Annotated in this window: 21 protein-coding genes and 1 tRNA gene; 15 read left to right on the forward strand and 7 right to left on the reverse strand. The window is 47.9% G+C overall.

What is annotated here, in order from left to right; translation table 11 throughout:
• Nucleotides 1–308: 308 nt before the first annotated feature.
• Nucleotides 309–4727, reverse strand: a complete 4419-nt coding sequence (locus tag EJV45_RS18210) for a translocation/assembly module TamB domain-containing protein (protein ID WP_240755341.1) — start codon at nt 4725–4727, stop codon at nt 309–311.
• A 78-nt stretch (nt 4728–4805) separates the two neighbouring features.
• Between EJV45_RS18210 and tsaD the strand changes: the two genes are divergently transcribed.
• Together tsaD and EJV45_RS18220 are read left to right on the forward strand one after the other, a co-directional pair.
• Complete coding sequence (gene tsaD / locus EJV45_RS18215) at nt 4806–5807, forward strand: tRNA (adenosine(37)-N6)-threonylcarbamoyltransferase complex transferase subunit TsaD (protein WP_129718033.1); 1002 nt, start codon at nt 4806–4808, stop codon at nt 5805–5807.
• Between the two features lie 10 nt (nt 5808–5817).
• Entirely contained in the window at nt 5818–6021 is a 204-nt protein-coding gene (locus EJV45_RS18220; RefSeq protein WP_129718035.1) for a hypothetical protein, read from the forward strand.
• Between the two features lie 144 nt (nt 6022–6165).
• Here the strand turns inward: EJV45_RS18220 and EJV45_RS18225 are convergent, their stop codons facing one another.
• The 3 genes from EJV45_RS18225 to EJV45_RS18235 all read right to left on the reverse strand — a co-directional run bounded on the left by EJV45_RS18225 (nt 6166) and on the right by EJV45_RS18235 (nt 9365).
• Complete coding sequence (locus tag EJV45_RS18225; protein ID WP_129718037.1) at nt 6166–7398, reverse strand: bifunctional 3,4-dihydroxy-2-butanone-4-phosphate synthase/GTP cyclohydrolase II; 1233 nt, start codon at nt 7396–7398, stop codon at nt 6166–6168.
• A gap of 113 nt (nt 7399–7511) precedes the next feature.
• Complete coding sequence (locus EJV45_RS18230) at nt 7512–8954, reverse strand: LptF/LptG family permease (protein WP_129718039.1); 1443 nt, start codon at nt 8952–8954, stop codon at nt 7512–7514.
• Between the two features lie 30 nt (nt 8955–8984).
• On the reverse strand, nt 8985–9365 hold the full coding sequence (locus EJV45_RS18235) for an START-like domain-containing protein (protein ID WP_129718041.1): 381 nt from the start codon (nt 9363–9365) through the stop codon (nt 8985–8987).
• A gap of 213 nt (nt 9366–9578) precedes the next feature.
• Here EJV45_RS18235 and EJV45_RS18240 point away from each other — a divergent pair, with 213 nt between their 5' ends.
• From EJV45_RS18240 to EJV45_RS18255, 4 genes are all read left to right on the forward strand, one after another.
• Nucleotides 9579–10817, forward strand: a complete 1239-nt coding sequence (locus EJV45_RS18240) for a hypothetical protein (protein WP_129718043.1) — start codon at nt 9579–9581, stop codon at nt 10815–10817.
• 72 nt (nt 10818–10889) lie between these two features.
• A tRNA-Met gene (locus EJV45_RS18245) sits at nt 10890–10963 on the forward strand.
• Between the two features lie 63 nt (nt 10964–11026).
• Nucleotides 11027–11293, forward strand: a complete 267-nt coding sequence (locus tag EJV45_RS18250) for a GIY-YIG nuclease family protein (protein ID WP_129718045.1) — start codon at nt 11027–11029, stop codon at nt 11291–11293.
• Nucleotides 11294–11412: 119 nt separating this feature from the next.
• The gene (locus tag EJV45_RS18255; RefSeq protein ID WP_129718045.1) at nt 11413–11679 is read left to right on the forward strand and encodes a GIY-YIG nuclease family protein; all 267 of its coding nucleotides are present in this window, start codon (nt 11413–11415) and stop codon (nt 11677–11679) included.
• A 205-nt stretch (nt 11680–11884) separates the two neighbouring features.
• Here the strand turns inward: EJV45_RS18255 and EJV45_RS18260 are convergent, their stop codons facing one another.
• Complete coding sequence (locus EJV45_RS18260) at nt 11885–13315, reverse strand: serine hydrolase (protein ID WP_129718047.1); 1431 nt, start codon at nt 13313–13315, stop codon at nt 11885–11887.
• 152 nt (nt 13316–13467) lie between these two features.
• On the opposite strand from EJV45_RS18260, the gene EJV45_RS18265 reads away from it, so the two are divergent.
• The 6 genes from EJV45_RS18265 (at nt 13468) to EJV45_RS18290 (ending at nt 21948) form a co-directional block, all read left to right on the forward strand.
• Entirely contained in the window at nt 13468–14580 is a 1113-nt protein-coding gene (locus EJV45_RS18265; protein WP_129718049.1) for an acyltransferase, read from the forward strand.
• A 71-nt stretch (nt 14581–14651) separates the two neighbouring features.
• A complete protein-coding gene (locus EJV45_RS18270; protein ID WP_165305102.1) occupies nt 14652–15167 on the forward strand; it encodes a sigma-70 family RNA polymerase sigma factor in 516 nt (171 codons plus the stop codon).
• Nucleotides 15168–15234: 67 nt separating this feature from the next.
• Entirely contained in the window at nt 15235–16278 is a 1044-nt protein-coding gene (locus EJV45_RS18275; RefSeq protein WP_129718053.1) for a FecR family protein, read from the forward strand.
• 21 nt (nt 16279–16299) lie between these two features.
• Nucleotides 16300–19302: a SusC/RagA family TonB-linked outer membrane protein gene (locus EJV45_RS18280; RefSeq protein WP_129718055.1), complete on the forward strand. Its 3003-nt coding sequence runs from the start codon at nt 16300–16302 to the stop codon at nt 19300–19302.
• Between the two features lie 9 nt (nt 19303–19311).
• A complete protein-coding gene (locus tag EJV45_RS18285) occupies nt 19312–20904 on the forward strand; it encodes a RagB/SusD family nutrient uptake outer membrane protein (protein ID WP_129718057.1) in 1593 nt (530 codons plus the stop codon).
• Between the two features lie 48 nt (nt 20905–20952).
• A complete protein-coding gene (locus EJV45_RS18290; protein ID WP_129718059.1) occupies nt 20953–21948 on the forward strand; it encodes a metallophosphoesterase in 996 nt (331 codons plus the stop codon).
• Between the two features lie 617 nt (nt 21949–22565).
• Here EJV45_RS18290 and EJV45_RS18295 read toward each other — a convergent pair.
• Entirely contained in the window at nt 22566–22940 is a 375-nt protein-coding gene (locus EJV45_RS18295; RefSeq protein WP_205942424.1) for a hypothetical protein, read from the reverse strand.
• Between the two features lie 281 nt (nt 22941–23221).
• Here EJV45_RS18295 and EJV45_RS18300 point away from each other — a divergent pair, with 281 nt between their 5' ends.
• From EJV45_RS18300 to EJV45_RS18310, 3 genes are all read left to right on the forward strand, one after another.
• A complete protein-coding gene (locus EJV45_RS18300; RefSeq protein WP_129718064.1) occupies nt 23222–23455 on the forward strand; it encodes a thioredoxin family protein in 234 nt (77 codons plus the stop codon).
• Nucleotides 23456–23518: 63 nt separating this feature from the next.
• Nucleotides 23519–23782, forward strand: a complete 264-nt coding sequence (locus EJV45_RS18305) for a DUF2024 family protein (RefSeq protein ID WP_129718066.1) — start codon at nt 23519–23521, stop codon at nt 23780–23782.
• The gene (locus tag EJV45_RS18310; protein ID WP_165305103.1) at nt 23775–24368 is read left to right on the forward strand and encodes a MarR family winged helix-turn-helix transcriptional regulator; all 594 of its coding nucleotides are present in this window, start codon (nt 23775–23777) and stop codon (nt 24366–24368) included. Before EJV45_RS18305 ends, EJV45_RS18310 begins: the two co-directional genes overlap by 8 nt.
• 22 nt (nt 24369–24390) lie before the next feature.
• On the opposite strand, the gene EJV45_RS18315 is transcribed toward EJV45_RS18310, so the two are convergent.
• Nucleotides 24391–25803, reverse strand: a complete 1413-nt coding sequence (locus EJV45_RS18315; RefSeq protein ID WP_129718070.1) for a PLP-dependent aminotransferase family protein — start codon at nt 25801–25803, stop codon at nt 24391–24393.
• Nucleotides 25804–25845: the final 42 nt, after the last annotated feature.

Below are 25845 nucleotides of genomic sequence, written 5' to 3' on the forward strand. Positions count from 1 at the left end.
GCTTCCTGCATCTGCTGACCCTGCACAAAATAACATACTTGTATAAACGCGGCCGAATGGCCGCGTTTTTTTTATTGATCGGCCTGTTACCTTTCTGAAAAACTTCGACTGATTTGAACCGGCAGAATGAATCACGAACAGAGCACGCAGTAAGCGATTGAAGGTAGAACATTCGCGCCGGACGGACGACTATAACCGGTCCATTAACCCCTGCAGTACTGCCATAAGTATGGTGCGGAGCAGAATCCCTGCTTGATCTGATACCCTTGAAGAAAAAAACATCGCGAGGATGAGAGCCAGGCATACCTCTATCTTCGCTGATTGCTTTTTTCCTCTTTCCGTACGGCTTCCCTATTAAGGGATTGGCGTGTTTTCTTTTGCTGCTCTCCTGCCTGCTTACGACGAATGTCTCTGCGGTACTGCCCGGTTAGTTTTTTCACAAACTCACTGAATGTATCAAACTGGGTGGTATAGATCAGGCCGAGGGAAGTTACATTGTTTGTGGCGCTGATGCCCGAATTAAGGAAAATGCTTTGCTGGGTCGGCGGCTTGTTGGCAAGTTTGCCGATCAGGCTTCCGTCTTTACGGATCAATACGAGCGCCTCGATCTCGCTCGCTACCGTGTTTCGCGAAAAATCAATCAGTGAAAAATCATTTGAGCTTCTCCTGTCTACTACACCCGCGTTAACGATCAGACGGTCATCAAAGAATTTGAACGATGCGTTGACATCATTAAAGGTGCGCACGTTTAAATCGACGAAATCGAGATTTAGTGAAGACAGTACGTTGTTGAATTGATTAAAGATCAACTCCGTTGCCGTACTTGTCACCCCTGTTGTAAGCTGCCTGCCTATCCCTTCTCCCGTTCCCGGTGTAAAACTGCGTCGTATAATCAGACTGAATGCCTGCAGGTTCAGGTTATTCTGATCGCTGAGATAAGACTGAAACTCTTCTTTGATTGCCGGATTAGACGGGAAGAAGATATCAAGCCTGATATCCGGCTTAAGCAGTAAACCCGTCAGACCCATTTCAACCTCAGTATTCACCCGCTCAGAGCTGTTGCTGTTGCTGGCATCGCGGTTGGCCGCTGTATACAGGTCGCGCAGATTCGCACGGAGCGAATAGATCGCTTTCAGGTTGATCTGTGCACCGGTAGGGTTGCCTGTCCACCTGATAGTCCCCCCCTGCCTGATGGCGAACTGTTTGTTGATAATCTCCTGCGCTGTAAAGTCAAAACTTCCCGACTCAATGATATAATCGCCAGACATCTCGAAGTCGCCCTGGCTGTTGATATTCAGCGTTAGTTCGGCGTTACCTTTGCCGCTCAGGTTACCCAGCGCTGTATAGATGTTTGCCGTTGTATTGGGATCGATGCGAAGTTTAAACCCGAGTGTAAGTCCGTCGAAAGATGTCAGTTTCTTTTTGGTATTGACCGTATCTTTGGTAACGAAGTTTATAAAGTCTTTCTCACTTACCGTTTCAGAACTGTTAAGTGGCAGGTTGAATACCGTGCCTTTCTCTGTCTTGGCATCGATCTGGATTTTCATATTATCGGTTGGCCCGCTAAACCTGAAAACGCCACTGCCATAGGCCCTGCCGTAATAAACTGAGTTATCCTTGCTTGTGGTATTCAACGCCATAAAGTTCCTCGCATTGACTTCTACATCAAGCGTCGGATTACTGATGTTATTCAGGTCTACCGTACCGGTAGCCTGGGCAAGATTTCCCTCGGCATCGGCAATAACAAGTTCACCAAGATCAACAACACTATTTTTCACGCTGACCTTATCCGTAATCGTATAGGGGGTGCGGAGGTAGTTAACTGTTAGTTTTGCCTCATCAAGCGCGATCTGCCCGTTAATTTCAGGCTTATCCATGCTGCCTCTGATGTCTATATCAGCCGAAATATTTCCTTGTAAACCCGAAACAAGCTTTTTAACAAACGGCTCGAGGATTGTCAGCTTACTCTTCGCCATTTTCACATCGATATCCAGCTGTTTTTGTTCCAGATCTACGGCGCCCGTTACCTTGAAGGTTTCCTCATCACCGGTAACTACCCGGGTATAGACATGAACTTTCTTGTCTGCGGACGAGTAAGACGATGTATCGATCAGGTTCCCGATGTCCGTATCATTGAAGCGCAGTGAATCAATTTTCAGGTTATCATTGAGCCGGGGCGCTTTCAATACGCCATAGAGGTTAGACTCGCCGTTCACTTTACCGCCGAGTTTTACACCAAAGCCACGCGTAAACGGATTGAGTGTATTGAGGTCAAAATTCTCAAAACCTACCTTGAGTGCATCTGCCGGGTCACCGGATAAAACACCATTAATTGTCAGCAGTTGTTCCCCATTACTCAGGTCAAAATTAGTAATCCGCGTTTCGCCCCGGTCAAAGTTAACCCTGACCTTTTCCTGTATCTGCCAGTCTTCATTATTAATCTTAAGCAGGGAGGGTAGAATACTGAGTCTTGCCATCGTATCCTGCGAGAACTCGACCAGGCCGTTCAGATCCAGCTGATTTGCATCGTCTGAATTCGACATCTTAACGTTCATAGAGAGGCTGTCTTTCCGCAGAATATTGGAAATGTTGACGTTCTTGATGAAGAGGCTGTCATTGATATCGACCCTGTCTGAGGTGACCACAGCCTGCAGGAAATCTGCGGTCGTGCTTTCGTCAATGATGATGTTGTTCGCTACCATACCCCGATACTTCAGCTTCTTTACAAAACCGTTAAGCGTAGCGGTATTGTTGCGCGAATCGAAATTACCTACCAGAACGGCCTGGTCTTCAATATCAAGCCCCGGAAGAATCAATGGGGCAATCGGCTCAAAACGTTTAATGCGCAGATTAAATTTAAAGATCTGGGTGTTATAACGGATCACATCTGTTTTGAGCGAGGGGATATAGGTCTTGGCAATTGCCTTGTAATAGGAAACGAGTGTATTAAGATCGTAGGTACCTGTGATACTGGCGTCGAAAATGTCTGAATTGATGCTTAGCCGCCTGTCTATTCCACGCCCGTTTGCTGTGAGGCGCAACGAGTCGATGTTATAAATGCCGCGCGGGTTCTGCAAACGGATTTTATTGATCAGCAGATCTCCTTCTATATTGTTCAGGTTGGTACCGGAAAAGTTTGTACTGAAACTTGCCGAGATTTTCAGAGAATCCTTGTAGAGCTTAAGTGATCTCAGGCGTGCATCTGCAATTTCAGCTTTGAAGTTGAAGACGGGGAGTTTCGGATTAAAGTTGATGCCCCCATCAAAGCTTAGTTTCAGATTTCTGTCGTTTACACGCAAACTGCCGTCGAAGAACTTCTTGTCAAAGGTGCCGTTTACTTTGATGTTGCGATAACGGTATTTGTTGAAATCGATATAGGCAATATCTCCCGAAAGTGCTTCAGTGAGCTTACTTACTTCAGTACCCCGTCCCTTTACATACAGCTTGGAAGTGATCCGGCCAAGACTCTTCTCGCTGATCAACTCACCCAGGTTGAAATCGTAGGTACTTACGTTTCCGGAATAAGACGGCTCGCCCTGTTTGTCAATTTTCATATTCACATCAGAAACGAGCCTGCCCAGCTTGGTTTTGAATTCGCCGTAGGCGATGAAGTCATTTTGGAATCCGGTGAACGAGCCGTTGAAATTTACGTTTCCGAATCTTTCAACGATGGCAGGTATCACCTTGGTTTTTTTGCCGGTTGTGTTTCCCAGAATTTCATCCAGATCCCGTTTGTTGGTGCCAGCCATTTCGATTTTGAGATCAAGAAAGGTTTCCTGCCAGTTAGGCAAACCACGAACGGTGAAATCACCTTTGATGTGCGTGGCTTTTCCGGCTTTGACAGAAAGTTTGCGCGCCTTCAGGCTGTTCACCAGGCCCGTTATCTGACCATCAACATCAAGATCCAGTTTCATGCGCAGCAGAGCCGGTGCAAAATAGGCAATATCGCGCGAAGCGATATGACTTTTACGAAACGTGGCTTTCATGTGCACCTTGTTTTCGTAATCTTCGAAATCCTCGAAGCTGCCGAAGGTCATTTTGTAATAATTGGTCAGCCTGCTTTGATTGGTAACAAGCAAGAGGTTCTTTAATTCGATCGAATTGGTATCGATCGTAGTTTCGGCGGTAAGATTTTTGAGATAAAACCCGCTTTTTTCTTTGAAAGTGAAATTTTTGATCTGCAGTTTCGCCAGGTGATCGCGCGTGTTCAGCCCTTCAAAAATGCCGTTCAGCTGGCGCAGGTCTGCATCATCATAATTGATACCGTTCAGGACCGTATCTTTCCTGCGCTGATTTTTGTACCTGAAACGCATATTGTTCAGAATAACGCGATCAAGTAGCACTTCATAAGGTTTCTTCTTCTTTTTCTTCGGAGCGGCACCGGAGTCAAAATAGTCAATAATAAACTTCAGGTTGTTTCCACCCTTTTTCAAACGTTTCAGATAAAAAGATCCGTTATTAATCTGAACGGTATTGATATCCACAATCCGCTGCTTCAGCGAGAACCGGTTCATATCTACCATGAATGTTGGCGTGCTGAGAAGGGTGTCTTTATCAAGATCGAGAACCACCAGATTCTCGAGTACAACCGACTTGAAGGGTTTGATATAAAGACTTCCGATGCTGACGGTGGTTTTCAGTTCATCGGACAGGAATTTCGCAGCGCGTTTGGCGACGTAAGTTTGAACAGGCTTAAACTGTAAAGAAAAAACTACGATGATCAGCAACAAAAGCAGCGAAGCGATTGACCAAAGAAGTATTTTAAATAGTTTTTTAATAATTTTGCAGCTTAAAGGATCAACGATTTGCCGGTTATACTTGCTATAGAATCATCTTGCGATGAGACGTCTGTTGCCGTTTCTAACAACGGCAAAATTACTGCCAATGTTATTGCAAACCAAACAATTCATGAAAATTATGGAGGCGTAATTCCGGAGCTGGCATCGCGTGTACACCAGCAAAATATTGTTCCTGCGGTTAGCCAGGCTCTAAAAGATTCGGGAATTGAAAAGACTGATCTTGACGCTGTTGCATTTACCCGCGGTCCGGGGCTGCTTGGCTCCCTGCTGGTTGGCGTATCATTTGCAAAATCGTTCGCACTTGCGCTGGATTTGCCGCTTATTGCCGTAAACCATATGCAGGCGCATATCCTGGCGCATTTTATTGATGAGCCCAAACCCTCGTTTCCGTTTCTTTGTCTGACGGTGTCGGGCGGGCATACACAAATCGTAAAAGTTAACGATTTTTTCGACATGGAGATTGTCGGCGAAACTCTGGATGATGCCGCCGGTGAGGCTTTCGACAAAACTGCAAAAATTTTACAACTTCCCTATCCGGGCGGGCCTTTGGTTGATAAATGGGCCAAATCGGGGAATCCAGATGCTTTCGCTTTTCCGGAGCCACAGATTCCCGGTCTCGATTTTAGTTTCAGCGGCTTTAAAACGTCAGTTTTGTATTTTGTTCGCGACAACATGCAGCGCGATCCTCAGTTCATCGCGAACAATCTGACCGATATTTGTGCTTCGGTGCAGAAGCGGATCGTGAGCATTTTGCTGAATAAAGTCAAGAAGGCTTCAGTACAATATGGCATTAAACAGATTGCGATTGCCGGCGGTGTTTCAGCAAATTCAGGCCTTAGGACCGGATTGGAAGACATGGCAAAAAAACACGGCTGGCAGACTTTTATACCGGCGTTTCAGTATTGTACAGATAATGCGGGCATGATTGCTATTGCCGCGCATCACTTATACCTGAAGGGCGAGTTTGTCGGGCAGGATACTGCGCCGCAGGCCCGGATGGAATTTTAATCTTATAACTATGGCTGTTGCTTCAATTATTTTCTGGCTTATCTGTGCCATCCCGCTGATCGGCATTGTCTACTGGCTGATCCGTAAAGACAAAAACAAAATGGCAGGCAGCTGGGGCCTGATCATCTTAACCGTGCTCATCATAGCCGCTTTCCTGGTTATCATCTATGTAACCAAAGATTTTGATGCGAGCTTTCAGCAGACGGGAACGTAAGCACCAGGTCAGCACCGCCGGGCAATTGCTCCTGAAAAATTCTCATGAGTGTGTCAGCTCTTACAGTAAGCCTTCTGTGATACCGGCCACTAACCATCGCGGCGGCTTTTTTATAGATCTTTGACAAGATGCTGAACAGAATGCTTACAACGCTTCCGACTCGTCGCCGAAGCGCATAATTGAATGCCCCATTTTATCGCGTTTGGTTTTCAGATACCTTTCGTTATGCTGGTTGCTTTCAATTTCAATCGGGATGTTTTCAACAACCTCCAGTCCGTAGCCGATTAAGCCCGCACGTTTTGTCGGGTTATTAGACATGAGTCGCATTTTCGTAACGCCCTGTGCGCGCAAAATCTGCGCACCTACGCCATAATCGCGTTCATCACCTTTGAAACCGAGTTTGATATTTGCCTCGACCGTATCGAAACCGGCATCCTGCAGATTATAGGAGCGTAGTTTATTGATAAGGCCAATACCCCGGCCTTCCTGGTTCATATACACAACAATGCCTTTTCCTTCTTTCTCAATCATCTGCAGCGCTTTGTGCAGCTGCGGACCGCAATCGCACCGGCAGGAGCCAAAGATGTCGCCGGTAACGCATGAGCTGTGCACACGCGCCAGAACCGGCTCGTCTTCCTTCCACTCCCCTTTGCTTATAGCGAGGTGTGTTGCCTGGTTGTCGAACTGTGTATAGGCCGTCATACGAAAATCTCCCCAGGCTGTCGGCAGGTTAATGGTTACTTCAGGTTTAATCAGGCTTTCTTTTGCCAGCCGGTAAGCAATCAGGTCTTCTATAGAAATGATCTTCAGCTGATGCTGCTCGGCAATTTTAATGAGATCGGGCAAACGGGCCATTTCCCCATCTTCTTTCAGAATCTCTACAAGAACACCGGCAGGCTCCATGCCTGCCAGGCGGGCCAGGTCTACAGCCGCCTCGGTATGGCCGGCGCGCCTGATCACACCGCCATCTTTCGCGCGCAGCGGAAAAATATGTCCGGGCCGGCCAAGCTCGTCGGGGTGAATATTCGGGTCGATGAGTGCTTTGATCGTTTTTGAACGGTCTGATGCAGATATGCCGGTCGTACAGCCATGGCCGGTCAGGTCTACTGATACAGTGAAGTTTGTTTCGTAGGCTGCGGTATTTTTTCCAACCATCAGGTTGAGGTTGAGTGCATCACACCGCTCTTCAGTCAGCGGTGCGCAGATAAGCCCGCGGCCGTACGTAGCCATAAAATTAATTACCTCCGGACTGGCATTTGCGGCAGCGGTCAGGAAATCACCTTCGTTCTCTCGGTCTTCGTCGTCGACAACAATAATCACTTTTCCTGCCTTGATGTCTTCAATGGCCTCATCGATGGTATTTAATTTTACTTTCATTGGTTGCGGAATAGAACTTTTCGTCACGAAAAGACGCGACAAATTTACGATGTTATTTTGAGAATAAGCTGCGCGGATATATCACGGTGCTGTAAAGGAATCGGTGTGGATGATTAAGCAGCAGAATCACGCTTCTTTTTCTTAAACAGGCCCTTGATGAGATTTTTGTAGTAATCTACATCAAAAAGGGCAGAGTCTGCGGTGGCCTTGTAAGTCAGAAAAGCGCCCAGCGGCGAGAGAATTACGATAGCGAGCCACATACCAAACCGCGGATCAAGCGACCCTTCCCTTGACGATTTCTCGGCAACGGTCGAGATCACATGATAGATCAGAAAGAAAGAAATGGCCATGACGACAGGTAAGCCCAGTCCGCCCTTGCGGATAATGGCCCCCAGCGGTGCACCTACGAAAAATAACAGCAGGCAGGAAACAGCCAGTGTGAACTTTCGCTGGTACTCGACGATTGTAAATAGCCTGTCTTTCTCAACATTGGTTCGCTCGGAAATGCGGTTGTTGATGCTCTGCCGGATGGATTCAGCCTGGTCTGCAGCCGTTTGGTAAATTTGGTATCGGGATAGGGTTTTGGGTACATTTTTGATCACGTCAGCCCCCAATTGTTTAGGTTTTGCAGGGATTTTAGTATAGCCAAGTGTCGTACTGCTCTGCTTAAAATAACTTGAGGCGGCAAACTTTGTGCTTTTGTCGATACTGTCGAGCTTTTTTTGCAGCGAATCGCGTTTCCTGACAAGACCTTTCAGGTTTTGCATCTGCGTGTTGTTGCTAAAACTTTCTTCGGCTGTGCGGTTCAATGCAAAGGTTGATAAGTCAAACTTCTGCTCGGTTTGTTTGAAGCGCATGCGGCTGAACTGCTGCCTCGGGTTATACGTAGCGCTGTTCCCGTTTGACTCTTCGTAGCGCACGCCGTTTATGAGTTTCAGATAAAGGTATTTGTCGCCGTCAAGTTTGTACATCCTACCCTTCTCTGCCTTGATCATCTTTGCGATACCATTGTTGCCGGTATGATCGTAAATGGTAATCCCGAAAAGTGAATCGGCCTGGCTGTCTTTCCTGTCGACCCGGATGGCATAGCCCGGTATGCTGTTGTTAAAAACACCTTCTTTGATAAGGAACGACAGTTTTTTATTGCGAACGTCCCACATCAGGGAGCCAAACTTCAGGTTGGCCTTGGGCAACATGTAATCAGAAAAAAGAAAAGAGGCGAATGATAACAAAAGAATCAGTACAAGCAGAGGGCGCATAGCCTTTTGGAGCGAAATGCCCGCTGATTTAATAGCCACCAGTTCGTAATTTTCACCCAGGCTTCCGAAGGTCATAATCGATGAGAGCAGCACCGCCAGCGGAAGCGCCATGGCTACGTTACTTGCCGATGCATAAAACATGAGTTCGACAATCACGTACCATTCAAACCCCTTGCCGATCAGGTCATCGATATATTTGAACAGGAAAAACATCAGGAGAATGAACATCACGATAAGAAACGTGACAACAAACGGTCTGAGGAATGCCTGAAGCAACAGCAGGTGGATCTTTTTCACCTTACAAAGTTAAGAAACAAGGAGGAATAATCAGCCGCCGATCACGTGCAGCAGGTAACCGATCTGGTTTCCCCATATCTGCTTGCGTTCTGCAAGCGTTTCATCGGTTGCGAAATCAGTGATAGCCAGGGCCACATCGTTTGTAAGTTCATCCTGAACAATCTCCATTTCGAAATAACAATGCGGTTCGTCATCGGTCCATTTAAACTTGACAAGCTTGTTTTCTTTTTGAGAAAGTAACCGGGCCTTCTGCTCTTCATCGTCCCATTTGAAGGTATAGACATGATCGCGGATAGTGACATCATCGGCAAACCATTGCGAAAGGCCGTTCGGCTCGCTGATGAAACTATACAGGATACGCGGAGATGATTTCAATTCAAACTCCATGGTAAATTTTTTCTTTTCTGACATCCCTTTACAACACTGGTATCGTTAATTCGTGACGGTAGTTTTCCCCAATGAATTTCTAAAGAAAAGTAAATTATTCTGTATTTGCAAAAATGCTTCGTATAGGTTGAGTGTTGTCGCAAAGGTTTGTGCCTTTGTTGTTTAAAGGAAAAGGTGGCGCTGAATTTTTTTGGCATCAATACAATTGTTAGGTTTGCGCAAAATCTAAACTCAGGAATGAACGCACTCAAACATGGCCTGCTGGCACTGGTGTTACTGCCCGCAACGTTATTCGGTCAGGCAAATTTTAAGCAAGGAAAGATCACCTCATTGAACGGAACTTCCCGTGACGCCGAAGTTCGGGTAATAACCTGGATCGATAATCCTCGTAGCTTTGTTTTCAAAACCTCTGGAGAACTTGAGCAACAGGCTACCCTGGAAAACACAGCATCGGTACAAATCATTGACGGAAGGCGGTTCGAACGTGCCATTGTTAACAAAAGCCTAAACCGTATCAGATATCCGCGCATTCCATCCCGACCTGACAACCGGACGGTAGGTGATACGGTTTTTCTGGAGCTGCTGACAGAAGGTAGTAAGGTGGCTTTGCTGAGTCTGACAGACAGCATTAAAACCAGGTATTTCATAAGAAAGGCCGGCGGTGCTGCAGAAGAGCTGCGATACCAGATATATCGTGCACGTGAGCAAGGCGGAAAAGTCATTGAAATAGCTACCTACCGCGAGCAGCTAACAAATATTGCTACAGGAAGCTCCATGGCTGCAATTACAGCCATAAACCGGGCTAAATATGCCCGGGAGGATCTGCTCGGGGTGATGGATCTGCTAAACAACGGCGAGACCGATTTCAGGTCAAAGGCGGCCCATGGTCCTGTCCGGCTAATGGCGGGTGCAGGGGTTGCTTACAACACATTTACGTTTTCTGGTGAGGCAGGCATAGCAGGATCGGATCCTGATAAGATCGTAAGTGTATTCCCGCTTATCGGTATCGAATGGACATTAAACCCTGAGAATCCAAACGCAGTTATCCAGCTAACGGGTCAGGCCGTCCAGGCCAAAGCCGCTTTTTATTCGACAAACCAGTCGCTGGAAGAAACAAAGAATTTTACACAATGGTCATATAGTTTGTCGCCAGTTTACTTATACCGGTTTTTTAATAAACAAAATTTCAAAATTGTTGCCGGTGCAGGTCTGTCAGCGAACGTGTTTCAGTACAGCGATGACCGGACAACCTTACGACAAGTTGAGGTTCCCGGATCAAGGCCCACGCCCTCGGTAAATGAGGACGGTTTTCAAAAATTTTCATTTTCCGTTCCTGTACGGGCCGGTGTGTCTCTTGGAAACGTAGACGCAATGATAACGTGGTCGAAAGAATTGACAAACCTTGTAACACTAATGGAAACATCGCTAAGCATGAGCCGGGCTTCTGTCTCTGTAGCCTATGTTTTCGGCAGATAAGCGCAGGTTCAGCTATTTTTACATTTCTTTTTTTCAGACTGCAAAATATTCTATATTTGCATCTCGAAAAACGGCGGGGTAGCTCAGATGGTTAGAGCGCAGGATTCATAACCCTGAGGTCGGCAGTTCGATCCTGCTCCCCGCTACTGGTTAAAGCTCGTTGAAAGACGGGCTTTTTTTGTTTCAGATAACAACAAGGAAGCCGGATCATGTTCTGCGTCTACGTGCTATACGCCATATCTTATGATCGGATTTATATCGGTTATACCAGCAACCTGGAAAGTCGCCTGATGTCTCATAATTTCCTGGCTAACAAAGGATATACTTCGAAGTTCAGACCTTGGATCGTAGTCTATACTGAATATTTTGAGACTAAAAAGGAAGCTATCATCCGCGAAAAACAATTGAAATCCGCCAAAGGCCGGCTGTTCGTGCGCCAGTTAATCGAAGATTTTTCAAAACGGAACCCTGGGTAGAGCGCAGGATCATATCCGCCGGCTGGCGGACGGCAGTTCGATCCTGCTCCCCGCTACTGGTTAAAGCTCGTTGAAAGACGGGCTTTTTTTGTTTCAGATAACAACAAGGAAGCCGGATCATGTTCTGCGTTTACGTGCTATACGCCATATCTTATGATCGGATTTATATCGGTTATACCAGCAACCTGGAAAGTCGCCTGATGTCTCATAATTTCCTGGCTAACAAAGGATATACTTCGAAGTTCAGACCTTGGATCGTAGTCTACACTGAATATTTTGAGACTAAAAAGGAAGCTATCATCCGCGAAAAACAATTGAAATCCGCCAAAGGCCGGCTGTTCGTGCGCCAGTTAATCGAAGATTTTTCAAAACGGAACCCTGGGTAGAGCGCAGGATCATATCCGCCGGCTGGCGGACGGCAGTTCGATCCTGCTCCCCGCTACTGGTTAAAGCTCGTTGAAAGACGGGCTTTTTTTGTTTCAGATAACAACAAGGAAGCCGGATCATGTTCTGCGTCTACGTGCTATACGCTAAATCTTATGACGGGATTTTTTATCTGTTGCTATGCAAAACACGGCTAATGCGCAAAATTCATTTCTCCATGATTTCCTGCCCAATGCCTGTAACGTCCACAGCAGCATTCGATAAGATCACAACGGCAAACTGACCTGTCGGGTCAAAGCCAACAAACGAACGAAAACCACCCGTACCACCAGAATGGTGAAAATAGCGTGACCTGCTCATGTTGTTGATGCGCCAGCCCAATCCGATGCTTTCCTTTGTATCGGCAAACGTCTCTTGCTGGCTCAGTTTAATGGCCTTTCCCAGTAAGCCCTGTGGGCGCAGTTGCGCCTGCGCATATCTGATCATATCGTTTAGTGTCGACCGGATGGCTCCCGAACCTTTCAATGAGGCAAGATCCCATGGTGAGGTCGCGTTTCCCTGCTCATTATAACCTTGAGCAAAACGCTCAAGCTGACCTGCGTTTAGCGATACTTTAGTGTTATTCATTCCCAAAGGCTGGCAAATATCATGAATAAGAAGGCGCTCGAAACTTTGTTTCCCCGTCCTTTCGAAGATGGTTCCCAACAAGCCGGCACCCAGGTTCGAATAACTGAACTTTGTACCCGGGGCCACCGATGCCTTGTAATGAGCAAGATAAGCGAACAGCAATTCGTTATTATAGTGCTTGTAAGGGTCCTCCGGATCGACCTTCCCGCCGAAGATATTCTCTGGCAGGCGCGGAAAGCCCGCGGTGTGATTAGCCAGGTGCACCAGGCGGATATACTGCCCCTGATAGCTGAGTGCAGAAATGGAATCTGGAAGATATTTGTTTATGGGATCCGTCAGCTTCATCGTCCCTTCGGTAACCTGTCTCGCCAGCAGCAAAGCATTGAAAGTTTTGGTAACGGACCCAATCTCAAAGATCGTTTGATCTGCATCAGGGAGCTGTTGTATATTTTTGTCTACTGTGCCGTAACTGTACCTGGAAATCTTATTGCGGTCGATAATTGCAAGTACCAGACCAGAGGTGTTTTCCTGTTGAATGTATGGCCTGACAAGGCGCTCTACAGCCAGATCCATGCTTGTCCGCAATTTGTTATCAGACGCCACCTCGAATTTTTTGTTGCTGATGGTAACAGGCATTGCGGCGAAATTGAGCCGTTCTATTTTTCCGGACTTGTCGAGCCTGACAGACAGCATCTGTTCGGACTGTTCAAAGATTGCTTTGTAGTCCTTGCCCTTCTCATTTTCACTCAGAAAATCGACACTTTTCCATTTGCCATTCTTTGCCGCGTACTTATTCATTCCGGCTGAGAATTGCTCACCCGTCATTCTTGTTCTGAACACATCTGAGGTCATCTCATAAATTTTGTCAGGTTTCCCGGCATTGTAATAGGCCTGGATCTGATAAGCAGCCGAGTCATGCGCCGCCCGACTGGTTTGTGCATTGATATTAACCGAAATCAATAGTGAAATGATCATCAGCGCGGCAGACCGGATAGTGCGGGTATGTTTCATGGTTTGATAGTCTGGTTCAGCACAAAATAGGGATTTTGAATCAAACGGAATCAATCATTGCCAGATGATAACACCAATTTGTTTCCCCCTCAAATTTTCGATAATTTGCCTGTCAGCAGTTACGTCTGTACTGCCACCACAAAGCACAACACATGGAAAGAACCAACACTGCCCCGGCAATTTTGCATATCAAACAACACTTTGATGTGCTTGATGGGCTGCGTGGTGTTGCTGCTTTAGCCGTGGTGGTATTTCACTTTATGGAATGGGCCTATACAGATTTCACAAAAAATTTCATCGCTCACGGTTTCCTTGCTGTCGACTTTTTTTTCTGTCTCTCCGGATTTGTTATCGCTTATGCGTATGATGACCGCATCGGGAAAATCGGCCTGATGGAATTTTTCAAAGCTAGAATCATCAGGCTGCATCCCCTCGTTATTGCAGGGTCGGTATTGGGACTGCTGGCATTCTTATTTGATCCTTTTGGCGGCCACCCTGAAGTGTACAACGCCGGCAGAATTCTTCTGGTCTTCGTCTGTTCTATCCTCCTGATCCCCTTTCCGGTTGTCGAAGACCGGGGCTTTAACCTCTTTAGCTTCAATGCACCATCCTGGTCACTCTTCTGGGAATACATAGCCAATATCGTTTACGCACTGGTGCTTTATAAACTGGGTCGGCGCGCTATCCTGATTCTCACCATAGTGGCCGGCGCGGCGCTATGCTGGGTAGCCTGGCGCGCAGGTAACCTTCTTGGCGGCTGGAGCGGTCCGACCTTCTGGGATGGCTGCGCGCGGATCTCCTACTCTTTCCTCGTGGGATTGCTCATTTACCGCTCAAACTGGATCATCAAAAACGGGCTTGGTTTTGCCGGCCTCTCTGTTCTGCTCTCACTGGCTTTCCTCATGCCTTTTTCTGACTGGAACCGGGTTTCTGAACCGCTTGTCGTGCTGTTTTATTTCCCCTTGCTTATTGCCCTGGGTGCAGGAACAACATCATCACCTGCCCTGCACAAAGTCTGCGTGTTTTCAGGAAGAATATCTTATCCGCTTTACATGACACATTATGCCGTTCTGTGGATGTTTGGAAATTACTATACAGCCAACAAGCCCGGCACCCTGCGGCTCACCCTCATAATTCTCATTGCCGTTGTGCTGCTCACAGCTGCCGCATACCTCGTTATGATCGTTTTTGACATTCCCATTCGCAACTATCTTACCCGGAAAAGAAAAGAGCGGCTGTCAAAACCAAAATCCTTGCAGGCATAGCGCGTTCAACGTTAACGATTCGCTAACGCAGCGCATCGCTTAAGGTAATACACATGTCGAATCTTTGCGAAATGAACGACATCGACGCGCTGAAGCGGGGCTGCATGGCCACCTTCAAAGTAATTTATCATCAATATCACCCTAAGTTATATGCCTTTCTCCTAAAAAAGACCTCTTCTGCCTACCTTGCTGAAGAAGTCTTACAACTTAGCTTTATAAAACTCTGGAACAGCCGGAAATCCTTGTCAGACACGCTTGATCTCGACATTCAGTTGTTCAGAATTGCGCGCACAACCGCCATAGATGAATTGCGCAAAGACGCCAGCCGCAACAACCACATCAATCAGCTTGAACACGATATCATTCATGTAGACCATTTGCGGTTAGACGAAAAAGCGCAGCTCAACCAGATTGAACGCGCAATCGAAGAACTACCGCCTGTTCGTAAAACAGTTTTTAAGCTGAGTCGCTACAATCACCTGAGCAATGCGGAAATTGCAGAAATGCTTGGCCTGGCTGAAAAAACCGTAGAGAACCACATCAACCTTGCCCTTAAAAGCCTGCGTCTCTACCGCGATGCCTTTTAAGCCAGACGGACATTAACAAATTGTTAAGCCTTGGGGGCTGCGGGCTCCACATGCGTATTGATGGTATATGCAGCCTGATTACGCCCAGATACAACGATTTCTGAACAGAGAATGTACCGCTGAAGAAGCAGAACGGGTATACCGCTACTTTCAGGATCACCCCGAGGTATTGGAGCGCGTTTTTTCTGAGGAAGAGTGGCGGGCGGCAGAAGACCCGGGAACAATCGGACCGGAAAAGTCGATGCACATGCTGGCATCAATTGAGACAGGTCTGGATCATGCGCCGGACCGAGGCAATTTCCAGGGTTGGCGGTTCGCGGTTGCAATAGCCGCCGTCCTTCTATGCATCTGTGTTTCGTACCTGTATATTTCTGAACCAGCTTCACCACCAACAACTGCTTCTATACGTCCGGCTGTAGTCATCCGTGATGTGGCCTGGCAAAAAGCTTTAAACAGAACGCGCAAAGCGTCTTCAATCCGGTTAAGCGACGGGTCGCGCGTGGTTCTGATGCCTGGAGCCGCTATCCGCTATGCGGTATCGCCGAATGCAAAGCGCCGGCAGATCTACCTGCGCGGTGAAGCACGCTTTTATGTAGCGAAAGACAGAAGCCGCCCTTTTACCGTCTACGCCGGTCCGCTCGCTACCACGGCGCTCGGAACGGTTTTTAACATCTGCTCCAGGCCGGCAAATCCTGTTACAACGGTGCACCTGTTGAGCGGTCTCGTGAAGGTAACGCGGTACAAGAGCAAAAACCGGGAGACGGTTTACCTGGCACCGGGGCGGGAACTGCGGTTTGATGCGCGCAGCGAAAAAACCAGCGTTGCTTCATTCCAACCTGTTTATGCACCAAGGCCTGTGCTGCGTTCATCAACCAGCATGACGGGCGACAGCCTCAGATTCGTTAATCAGAAACTGCCCGAAGTGATCAGCCATCTCGAACGCGTCTATAATATCCGCATCCACTCCGACCTTCCCTTAAAGAAGTACTATTTCACAGGCGAATTTGACATGCGTAAAGATTCTTCCGGCCAGGTATTGCGAACCATTATGCTTTTAAACAAGCTACAATACATTAAAACAGACAGCTCTTACATCATCATAAAAAAATAATTACAGCTCACACTCAAAAAAATGCGACAAATTTTTACCAAACTAATTAAGAACACGCTGGCTGCCCTGCTCCTGCTGAGCTGGACGTTGCTGGCCACAAATCATGCAAAGGCCCAGGGCTTTGCTTCGGCAACCGGCCTGGTACGGGATACCACCGGTAACCCCATCATTGGTGTAACTGTTAAGGCAGAAGATACCCAGACCGGGAAATCGGTCAATACAGTAACCAATAACGAGGGGATTTTTAATTTCCCACGTCTCCAGCCTGCGGGGAATTACAATTTCACATTTACCTATATCGGCTACATCACTAAAAGCCTGAACGGCTACGATGCGCAGCCTGGCGCGAAAATTTCACTTTCTGTGGTACTTCGTGAAAGCGCAACCGCCCTTTCGCAGGTGGTGGTAACCGGCTACGGCAGATCAAGCAGGTCTGAATTGACAGGTGCAGTAACTTCGGTACAGGCTGATGAATTTAACCGCGGTGTAGTCAGCTCGCCTGCTCAGTTACTTCAGGGAAAGGTGGCCGGCTTAAACATCACGCGGAGCGGTAATCCCAATGATGCTGGTACCGCTATTCTTCGCGGACCTTCGACCCTGCGCGATGGTGCGCAGCAGCCCTTTTATGTAATTGACGGTGTTCCGGGTGCATCGATCGACCTGCTGGCACCGGATGATATCATGAGCATCGATGTACTAAAGGATGCCTCGTCTGCAGCAATTTATGGCTCGAGGGCAGCAAATGGTGTAATCATGGTTACAACTAAACGCGCAAAAGAAGGTCAGTCCAGCCTTTCGTACACCGCTTATGGCGCAACCGAGTCCGTATCGAACCGCATTGAAATGCTTTCAGGTGATGACCTGCGCAGTTACCTGGCGGCAAATAACCGCAGCCTGAATGCTACAGACAATATTCCGGGAGCAAATACAGACTGGCAAAAGGAGGTTACGCGTACCGCTTACTCACAAAACCACAACCTCTCTTTTAATGGAACGAGCAAACAAACCGCCTATAATGTAAGCATGAACTATCTCGATAATGCAGGGATCATCAAAACATCGTCGCTTGAGCGGTTTATTCTCCGTGCAAACGTAGACCGTAAGTTTTTTGGCGATGTATTGCGACTTAACATCTCCGGAACGAACAGCATTAGCGGCCGACAAAACGTTCCCGATCTGGTTTATCAGAATATGCTCACCTACCTGCCCACAGTGTCGGTCAAACAACCTAATGGCAGTTACTCTGAGGATTTCTCGCGCACGCGGAACTACCTGAACCCCGTATCGCTGATCGATAACAATACCCTTAAAAGCAAGACAAAAACCTTTCTTGGAAACGCGCTGGCCGAGGCAAATATCCTCACCGGATTAAAATATTCACTTAGCATATCGCACCAGGATGAGCAGACCAATAATGACACCTACTACAACCGGCTCTCAGGACTGGCCCTGAACTACAACGGTTATGCGATTCGCAACACCTACACCAACACGAGGACCATTCTGGAATCGTTCTTTAATTATGACAGGAACTTTGGTCAGCACAGTCTTAAACTCCTGGCCGGATATTCCTGGCAACAGGACCGTTTGAATGACGGGTTTCAAACCAGCAACCGCAACTTCATAACAGATGCACTCGGTTATTATAACCCGGGCCTCGGCGATCCTCCCGCGGGCACTGTGGTTGACTACAATCCGGGTGTAACGATCTCCACCCTCCGGCTCATCTCTTTTTACGGGAGGGTGAACTACAGCTACAATGGTAAATATTTGTTCCAGGCATCTTTACGCCGCGACGGTTCATCGGCCTTTGGACCGAACAAACGCTGGGGTTATTTCCCATCGGTATCTGCAGGCTGGAATATCAGCAGGGAAAATTTCATGAAGGGCGTTTCATTTGTAGATGATCTTAAACTGCGTGCAGCGTACGGCGTGTCGGGCAACAGCCTTGGTTTCGGCCCATTTACAAGGATCCTGTTATACAATACCACCGGCCGGTTCTATTACAACGGGAACTACATCAATGCGGTGGGACCATCGCAGAACGAAAATGCTGACCTGCAATGGGAGCACACCGGCATGCTAAACCTCGGACTAGACTTTACACTGTTTAAAAATGTATTAAGCGGCTCGCTTGAGGTCTACGATAAACGTACTTCTGATCTGATCTGGACCTACCCCGTATCAACCACACAGTATTTTGTAAACACCCTGACCGCTAACGCCGGGAAGATCAGCAACAAGGGAATTGAACTGATGCTGAACGTAAGGCCGCTTACACGTTCGCAACTGAAGTGGACCAGTTCGGTAAACATTTCGCACAACAAGAACAATGTAGAATCCCTTTCTAATGACCGTTTCACCTTGCCTTACGTGTATACGGCCTATCTGGGCGGAAAAGGACAATCCGGGAACTCATCGCAGATTGTTCGCGAAGGTTATCCGGTCGGGACGTTCAATATCTGGCAGTATGCCGGCAAAAATGCACAGGGCGTTACGCAGGTGCAGAAGGCAGATGGCACAGTTACAACTTCTCCTTCTTCTAATGATTTCGTCTACGCCGGAAACGCGCAGCCAACCCTGATGTATGGTTGGAACAACAGTTTCAGCTACAAAAATGTAGACTTAAGCTTTTTTGTTCGGGGTATAGCAGGCAATAAGATCCTGAACGCTACACTTGCTAATTTGAACAGTCCGCTGGATGCCACGTCTGTGAATATTCCAAGGTTTACCCTTGATGAGTCGCCGACCGATAACAACGCATACCTGCTCACCGACCGTTTTCTGGAAAGCGGCTCATACCTGCGCCTGGATAACGCGACTTTGGGTTACAGCTTTAACTTCAAAAACAATGCTGTTAACAGGCTGCGCGTCTATGCAACCGGCAACAACCTGTTCGTCATTACCAAATACCGTGGAATTGATCCCGAGATCAATATGGGTGGCCTGACTCCGGGTATCGACAACAATAACTTCTATCCCAAAACCCGGTCATTCCTTCTTGGACTTAACGTTACTTTTTAATTCAGAAAAATGAAAAAGATCTTCATACCCGCACTGCTTCTGATGGCTGCCGCATCTTGCACCAAGCTTGATGTTGCCGTCGAATCACAGTTTACGCCATCAAATTTCCCGACCACGCCAGAAAGTTTTATTGCTGCTACCGGACCGGTATATACCCAGCTTCGCTCCATTTATGGTGTTGAATACTGGCGCATGCAGGAACTGTCTACAGACGAGGCGATCATTCCTGCACGCGATGGCAATTATGACGACGGCGGCCAATACCGGTTTTTGCATTTGCACACCTGGAACCCCGACCACCCGAACGTAAAATCTAACTGGGAATGGGGCTTCGGCGGTATCAATACCTGTAACCGCATCATCAGCCTGTTTGAGGCCGCTCCGGAAAGCAACGCAAAAAAAATGTCGATCGCAGAAATGCGTACCATGCGGGCACTCTTCTATTATTTTATGATGGACCTGTATGGAAACGTACCGATCATTTCCAGTTTCCCGGTATCAACGCCGCCTAAGACGGCGCCCAGAACAGAAGTTTTTGGCTTTATAGAAAAAGAACTGCGTGAGGCTCTGCCTTCCCTGAGCGCTGCTGCCGGTCAGCAAACGTATGGGCGGCCGACAAAGTGGATGGCCTTTGCCCTGCTTGAAAAACTATATCTGAACGCTCAGTATTACACCGGCCAGCCGAAATTTACAGAGACGGTTGCCATGGCAGACAGCGTACTGGACAAAGCCAGAACCATTTATTCGCTCGATGCCGATTATAATACAGTATTTGCCCCTGAAAACGGCCCGCTTACAAAAGAGACGATTTTTGCTGTGCCGTATGATGCCAACCTGGCCGATGGCAACCACTTTACCCGTTTCGGATTGCACACCTCATTACAGGCCAAATACAATATTCCTTTCAGACCGAGTATCGCACTCAGCACAATCAAAGAATTTTATCAGAAGTTTAACCTGACCGGTGACGTGAGAAACAATACCTGGCTGGCCGGTCCGCAGTTTGAAAATGACGGAAGTCCGATCATTATCAAATCGACGAAAAAAGGTGTCGATGCCTCATACAGCGGCAGTGACGGTGCTGCTGCGGTAAACTATCACCTGAATTTTACGCCTGAGATGACGCTTGTCAAACCCGCGACGATGGATGTTGGCAACGATGAGCTGGGTAAGGCGAAGGGCGTTCGTTCTATCAAATTTTATCCGGACCGCAATGCCAACCCAAGCACACGGTATCAGGGTAACGATATGCCTGTTTTCCGGCTCGCGGACGTAATGATGATGAAAGCTGAAGCCATTCTTCGCGGCGCTGCAGCGACAACAGTAAATGGCGAGCTGCAGACACCGTTGGTCCTGGTCAACAAGATACGGGCGCGGGCCAAAGCACCCGCAATGACCGCGGTAAGCCTGAACGACCTGCTTGACGAGCGCGCACGCGAGTTTGCCTGGGAAGGCTGGCGCCGGAACGACCTGATCCGCTTTGGCCGGTTCGAAGATGCATGGGGTTTTAAGAACAATACCGATCCCAACAAACGTATCTACCCGGTTCCTACCAGCGAGCGTTCATTGAATCCCAACCTTGTTCAGAATCCCGGTTATTAACATTAAGCCTGTTGCCGGCCATGTGCCGGCAATATTTTTTCTTCGTATATGACAAAGCTTTACTTTTTTCTGATCCTTTCCGCCTGGTTGTTACCGGTTGCCGCACAGACAAAAGACTACCATGCAGAATACGCCAAGGGTTACCGCGGTGGCTATATCCGCCAACTTGAGTCGATTGATGGTGCGCTTGAGTTTGCCGTGCTGGGCGATTTTGGCCGGGGAGGTGAGTACTTCCAGAAAGACATCGCCGCTACACTGGCTAAGGCCGTAACCGGCATCAACGCCAGCTTCATTATTTCAACCGGCGATAATATCTACCCTGATGGTGTGCAAAGTGTGCAGGATCCCCTATGGACTCTGTCTTTCGAAAATGTATTCTACCAGTATCCGCTGCACCGCCCCTGGTATGCCATACTCGGCAACCACGATTATCATCAGAATGCGCAGGCCGAAGTAGACTATTCGAAAGTAAGCGGGCGCTGGAACATGCCCGACAGGTACTATAGTTTCAAGCGGAAACTAGCTGAAAACGCTGAAGTGCTTTTTGTTTTTATAGACACCAACCCGCTTGAGCCCTCATCCTACCGTTCACACTACCGCGAGGAACTGGTTAAGCAGGATAGCACGAAACAAAAGCGCTGGCTCGGAGAGGTTTTGTCTGACCCCTCTCCAAATATTAAGTGGAAAATCGTTGTTGGTCACCATCCGCTGTATACAGCAGGAAACCGTGCGCTGAACAAACCAGAAATGCGTGAAAGTTTGGAAGGACTTTTTGAGAAATACAAAGTGAACCTGTACATTTCCGGGCACGAGCATCATCTGCAATATTATAAGCCGAAAGACAAATTCACACATCATTTCATCTCGGGGGCAGGGTCTGAAGCTAATGAAAAACTTAAACCCCGTGGCCCATTCGACTTTTTTGCACCAATCCAGGGTTTTATGACCTTCTCCATTGCGCCTGCGGGCGACAGGTTACTCGTGCAGGCCATCAGCCGTAAAGGCAAATTGCTGAAGAAGTTACAAATTTCGCAAAGTCGTTAATTGCTGCTCAGAGATGTAAGCCTGCAGAACTCCGGCTAGCGTCGTTTTTTTCTGACAAAAACAGCTATCACGCCATAAAAAAATACCAGAAAGCTCATCGGAAGGGCAATTAGCGCGGCATTTAGTCCGTACCGCGGAAGCTGGTCCCTAAAAAAGTTTTGCTCCAGGCTGTAAAGTCGGGGGCCGGTTATCAGCGAAGCAAAATAGATGAACGCGAGTATACTGCCTGCAAAAAGAATAACATGAAGTAAACCCGTAATCCTGCCAACCGGACGCCCACCCTGTTCAAGAGCCAGGTAAATGACGCTGAAAACCCCACTCAAGGCTGCTGTTGCCCAATAGATTCCTGATTCCTTAAACACCAGGAAGGTATCGACGAGGTTGACCTGAATAAAACCCTTTCACTTATTAGCGCAAAGACTACAAAGACCACGGCGGCTGCAAGAAAAATCTGAAAAAGACAGATGGATTTTACTGAGATCGTCATAGGAAATGAAAATACATTTTTTTTTGCCACATCATATTTTTCCAAAACAAATGTGCAGACTGGACAGATAGCGGCGCATAAACTGCCCGTTAAGCTTTATAACGAGTTGTTATGCAAACGCCATAAAACTTTAGTCGCCCTTGTTCCAGATCTTTGTATTGACGGATCGGATGATTGAATCTTTGTCAGAAATCAGGTTCAGACTTTTTTCGTAAACCGGGTCTGTGTCACCTCCATATTCAATAGCGATGCAATAGGTTGCAACACTATCTTCTTTGCTGTCCGGATTGCCAAGAAGTTCCACAATTTCCGAGAAATGCAACCCAATCAGTTGATAATTTTTCAACAGATCATTAAGCATTAAATCCCGGTATGGTGGAGGGAATGCCGAATCGTCTTTCTGCGTCCATTCCGTCTTATTAAATTTCTCATGGCGTCTGGGCATTCTTGAACAACTTACCCATAATATCGGAAGAAGCAGCAGATAGTATATTTTAAACTTCATAAAACTGCAAAGTCATATCATTCTATGGCAATATAGGTGCTAATCCCGGTCACCATAACCGTTCAGAAAAATATTTGTGTACCACGCCATTCACCCGTAAGGGCGCCAAAAATAATGCCTTGTCAGATTTGCGCAGTTCATCAAAAGCTGTTATACGCCTTAAGATTGAAGTTTCCTTCCCGTCCAGTTCCTGCCAATAAACCGCTAAACTGGATCAGCTGCCAGTTAGGTCTCCTAACTATGTTTGCATAGACAATTAAGTCACGGTAAACAAAAACAACATGTCAAAATCAATTTTCTATCATGCAGGCTGCCCGGTATGTGTCAGCGCTGAACAAGACATCATCAACCTGATCGGTGAATCAAACGTAGAAGTCGTACACCTCGGCGATGACAAATCGCGTATCAGCGAAGCCGAGCATGCAGGAATCAAATCAGTGCCGGCCCTGGTTACACCAAATGGTAATGTGCTGCACATCAATTTCGGCGCCTCACTGGCTGATGTAAAAGGATAAATAACCGCTCCGCCTCCGGGCGGAGCTTTTCTACATCCCCCACAGGGGTAAATCAAATACAAAATGAAAGTTGCAGTTTGGGACACTTATGTAACCAGGAGAGATGGCAGCACCATGCATTTCGATATCCTGGTCCCCGACCACATTGTTGACGAGACAACAGTTTATGAAATGGGCAAAATGTACCTGGCCTTTAAGGGGCAGGAAGGTCAGCCCTTATCCGCCCGGCAGTGCCGCTATTGCCACCAGGAAGCCGCCACCGCCGAAATGGAAGCGCTGATCAGAACCCAGGGTTTTTATATCATCGAAATGGAAGGTTGTGACTAGCGCCGGCCAACTGAATGACCCTTCAACGACCGATGAAAAGATCCTGGCCGTACTTGAACGCATTGGCCAGGTACTGAAAACTTCGGCATGGAAAACGGGACGGCCGCTGCTGCTTAATCCTGCCCAGACGCAATTGCTGGTGTTTTTATCAAACAAAAGCACGGCTCATCATCAGGTTACGGGTCTTGCGCGCCAATTCCAGGTGAGTAAGGCCAGCATGAGCGATACCTTACGTGCCCTGGAACAAAGGCAGCTGCTCTGCAGGATGCCGGGCAACCGGCCGGGGCAAAAGATTGTCGGGCTTACCGAATTTGGCCGGCAGACCGCGCAGAAAGTTATCCGGTACACCGAGCCCCTGCTTTCTGCTTTAAAAATGCTTCAGAACGAGGAGCGTGGATTGCTGTATCAGACACTAAGTGACCTCGTTTCCGCGCTGCACAGAAGTGGCTTTATCCCGCAGCAGCGCATGTGTCAGACTTGCCTGCATTACCGGCAGCCAGGCAGTGCGCGTTACTGCAGCCTGCTCGACCAGGTTCTGGGTCCCGAATCCCTGCAAATCGATTGCCCGGAACACGTTCCCGCCTGAACAAGCGCCGCCTTAAAAGTGCCTACAGCAGCCCAGCTATTGTTTTTATTCCGCGCTCCAGCTCTGCCTCATTCAGTGATGCATAACCCAGGCGCATGCCGTTTACCGGGTCTGCAAAGCTGAAGCTTTCGGGATGCAGGATCTGAACACCTTTAGCGTTAAGCGATGCCGTCAACCTGGTAAAGTCTGTCTGTTCGTTCGGTTCAAGCCAGAAAGCCAGTCCGCCATCGGGTTTCCGGAACTTCACCTTTCCATCAAGATGGTGCCGGATCAGGTTGTCGAACAGATCGCGCTTACGTTCATATAACTGTGTAGCCTTGCGCAAATGACGTTTTATATGGCCTTCATTAATCAGTTGCAGAACGGCCTGCTCCATCATATTATCGCCTTGTGCATCTATGATTTTTCTGTGTTCTGCTGCGCGCGAAATCAGGCCTGCCGAAGAAGCGAGGTAACCAATGCGCAGGGCCGGGGCTACGATCTTGCTCATGGTCCCGATATAAATGAAATGGGCAGCGTTTTCAGAACTGCTTAAGGGCAAAACCGGTTGCTGGCCAAAGTGGAACTCATTGTCGTAATCGTCTTCAATAATCGTGAAACCGTATTTGTTTGATAAAGTGATCAGTTCCTGCCGCCGCTGCAGGCTAAGGGTAACCGTTGTAGGAAACTGATGATGGGGCGTGGTATATACCGCCTTAATTGGGTGATTCGCCTCCAGCAAGATTTTTAATTCATCGGTCTTCAATCCTTCCGCATCTACGCCCACAGCCAGCAGACGCGCACCGGCATGCTGAAAGGCCTGCCAGGCCGGCTTGTACCCCGGATTTTCTACCGCAACCAGATCACCCGGCTTCAGAAGGCTGTGGGCCGCAAGATACATCGCCATCTGGCTACCCCTGGTGACAAAGACTTCGGGTGCTGATAGCCGCATGCCTCTTTTGTAATTCAACATCCGCACAATGGCTTCTTTGAAGTCGGGATCGCCCGAGGCGTTACTGTAGCCCATCATTTGCCACCGGCCTTTGCGGCTGAAGATCTGCCGGTACGCCGCTGCAAGCTCAGCGATGGGTGCGATCCGTGTATCGGGCACTCCATCGTCAAAAATAATATCAATTTTCGGCTGTGCGGGAGATGCGACAGAAATCCCGCCCGTATCTGCATGCGGCTCAGGAAACGGCAAACGGCCGGATACAAAGGTGCCTCTTCTTTCCCGGGCCTCGAGCCAGCCTTCAGCAAGCAGCAGATCGAGCGCATCAATAATTGTATTGCGGTTTAACTTTAACTGTGTAGCCAGTTGCCGACTGCCGGGCAAGGCATCGCCGCTTTGAAGTTTTCCCGATTTAATAGCATCAATGACTGCGTCAGCGATCTGAACGTAGATAGCGCGCTCACAGTGCACATTGATGTTAATCTGAAGATCCCAGGGTCTGAGCATTACCGGACTGGAGAATTATAAGTGATCTGATTGTCTGTGGTG

The sequence above is a fragment of the Pedobacter sp. SYP-B3415 genome, from assembly GCF_004138205.1.
Taxonomy (GTDB): Bacteria; Bacteroidota; Bacteroidia; order Sphingobacteriales; family Sphingobacteriaceae; genus Pedobacter.